At 54.4% G+C, this 3,052-nt stretch carries 1 protein-coding gene; it reads right to left on the reverse strand.

Annotated features, from left to right (window positions below; all coding sequences use genetic code 11):
- Nucleotides 1-964 precede the first annotated feature (964 nt).
- Nucleotides 965-2,902, reverse strand: coding sequence for a hypothetical protein (locus H0V34_03635; GenBank protein MBA2490819.1), 1,938 nt, complete (start codon nucleotides 2,900-2,902; stop codon nucleotides 965-967).
- Nucleotides 2,903-3,052: the final 150 nt, after the last annotated feature.

A 3,052-nucleotide genomic window follows, 5' to 3' on the forward strand; every position in this document is an offset into this window, starting at 1 on the left:
ACCATGAATCGATGAACATCAACGCGATCCGCAGCAATCACACCGAAGCGGCTGTTCTCGCCCATCGGCAAACCCGTTCAGATAGATGGTTCATCGCATTTCAGAGTGATTTTCAACAGCCTGCTAGAGTCGGGGAAAGCCGAACACGTTGCCTTGTGCGTCGAGCTCTAGCTGGGGCGATAACGTCAGGCAGCATCACACCACCTTGTCCCGCATGCCTGTGCGCCCGGTATGCAGGGTCGCGCTGCTCGGCGCTGTTGGGCTCGATGAGCGCGGAAAACGCAATGTCATCCGGCTGACACGATTCGTCGACATGCACTTTGGCCCCCGGATGGCACGGGCACCCGCGTCACGCCCGCTCGAGTCAATTACACCGCAAGCCTCGTCCTTGGTGACCGGAGCCGCGATGGCGAGCGGGCCATTCTAACGTGGTTGGGATTTCCAGCCACGCGCGAGTCGTGGATTACCGCAAGGTCACAGCCACCGGCCAGCCACGCCCGGCGTAGCTGGCCGAGCGGACACAGACCGGCAGCATTGACTATGGCTTGCGAAAGTGGGAAACACCCCACTCGAAATCGCCCTTGGGGCCGCCGTCCACGCAGTGACTTAAGTTGTAGGATGGGCAAAGGCCTTGCGGCCGTGCCCATCGATGTCAGGCGTGTTGGGCGAGCTTGCGTTTTGCCGAGGCTACGCAAAAAAATGCCATACATGGCTTACCAGTGGTAGGATAGTCAAACGCCGTGAGGCCTTGCCAGCGATGTGGGCAATCGGGGAAGGACTTGGTCTGTCCCCGATTTTCCCTCAACTCCTGACCTGCACTTTCGCACGCACGGCCCGAAGACGCGGTGGGAGTTTATGAATCTATTGTCATGGAACGGCGGACAGCGAGCGTAAAGAATACAGACACCTGCTTCGTTCCAGCGCCAATTGCAATGTGTCGGCATCTGACACGCGAATATCCTGATTAGCCGTAGCGCAGATCGTCGCGGTCAGCGGATTGATCCCAGCGCCTCGCGTCTGACGCGTAGCTATCTGCAATTTGGTTCAACAAGCGCGAAGTTCGTGGCCACGCAGTCGAAATCATCGAAGACCACTTGCGATAGCGTGATTCCAAATCCCGCTCCTGTTCGCCGCCTGCACCCCAGTTTCGAGTGGTGACGCCACGACTAGCCATGACTCCACGTAAGATGCCTATTTCGACGTCATGATTTCGGAGTTGCTCTATAACTTTGCGGACGGTTACAGCGGGCCATACCCCGTCACTGTCGATAGGTGCCCTCGCCAATACTTGACCGATTTTCTTATCACCAACCTGCTGACGATCTGAAGCCGCCAATTCTGCTCGCGCTCGTTGGACCCAGAGCCAAAGATCAGCCTCATCAGTGCCTGTTTGAGATACAGCAGGTAGTACTCGCCAGCTATCCAGAAGACGATAGGCGCGACTGACGCGGTTCTTTAAAGTTTGAGTGTCTAAATTTACGTCTTCGAGCTCACCATGTTGGGGTCGAAATATCCACCGTACGACCTCAGTGAAAAAGTTCGGATCCTTTTCAAGCGCTCTGTGAAGTAGTCGGGGCCCGCGCTTTGATCGCTCGAGCACCGGTAGATAGCTCCACTCCAGTTGAACGACCCGGTGCTCGTCTATACCCACCGCGACATCAATCGCTTTAAAGACAGGCTCAACCTCATATCCTGAAAGTCTTCGTTCGTTGTCGCGTTCAGACTGATTGACAAGCAACTTTTCCAGGATTTCCGCTAAAAGATCGAATGGCAAACAAGGTTTTTCTGCAAATCTCACCAGATCCAGTCCCCGTCCAGCCCTGTCTGCTTGCAGCAAGTGCTTCACAGCATATTCAAGCTGCTCAATCGAATTTTCCAGGCGCCACAGTGGAACCTTCGTCCAATAAATTTCCTCTATTTCCGCTCCTAATTCGCGAATTCGATGCCATGTTTTCATGCTTTGCGGAAGCGATAGCAGCATATCCATTAGCTTGGCAGACGGCCAGCTTTCAGCCTGCGCACGTTCAAACTGTTGTTCAAACCACGCCTGGCCGTTCGATTCTCGACGTGTCGCAACAAATACCCTGGCGAAATTCGCCAAACGATCATCGTGATTTCCAAGACCCTCATTAATGACCCAATCTTCCACGTCTGGCTGTGACAGCATTTTTGCACTGCACACGGCAAGATGGTCGTTTTGGTGCACTTCGTCCGCGAGCCTCGTTACCGCACTGATTCCACCCGCGACATACATGTCTTTAACGGCAACATTCCGCGCGCGTTCGATCGTTTGCTGATATTCGTCATGGTCTTCCGGCTGCCCCTCCGGCAAGTGCGGCCAGCCATCTGCGAACAGCCAGCCGAAGCGGTCGATTGGATCAGTTGGCTCCAGCTGGCTATATATTGCATAAAATCGGTCAAGTTCATGGGAGGGCAGCGACCAGTCCGCATCAGGAAACTGCCGATGATGGTGTAGCATTTCTCTCAGAGCGGTCCATAACTTGATCCGCTCATCGTCATTCAATTGCCGCTGCGAAAAAGACTGAAAATTCGTTAGTAGGTCTTTTCGATACTCTTCAGGGAAACAGGAATGCGCTACACATCCGAGCAGATCCGCCCGACGGCTACCGCTGTGACCCAATAAATTCATGAGACGATCAGCTATCGCAAGAACATACTCACTACGTTCATGCACGCTTATGGATCGTTCAACGTCTTGTGCCCATTCTCTCCAGCGAGGCTCGTGAGTACCGCTACTCGTATCGTGGGAACGCGGAAGCAGGTTTATCATCAATTTCCAGCCTACTTGCGGCTCACTGAGGGCTAGTTGGTCGAGGACAGCAAGTTTTTGGCTTTGATCCGCCGCGGTATGACGAAGCCAAGGCAGAAAGATGTCTCGCATGCTGCTGCTCGGTCGATTTGACCAGCGCCCACCTGGATCAAGCCGAGCAGCGGTGCTCAGCACCATAGTAACCAGACCGAGATATGACGGATTCCAAGCGAGGTTTTCCAGTGCCCAAAGCAACCCCGCATGCGGACATCCACCCAAGTC

It is taken from the genome of Gammaproteobacteria bacterium, from assembly GCA_013696315.1.
Classification (GTDB): domain Bacteria; phylum Pseudomonadota; class Gammaproteobacteria; order JACCYU01; family JACCYU01; genus JACCYU01.

Coding starts and splice junctions, on each gene's coding strand:
- H0V34_03635 (MBA2490819.1), bottom strand. CDS start 2,902: ATGCGAGACATCTTTCTGCCTTGGCTTCGTCATACCGCGGCGGATCAA.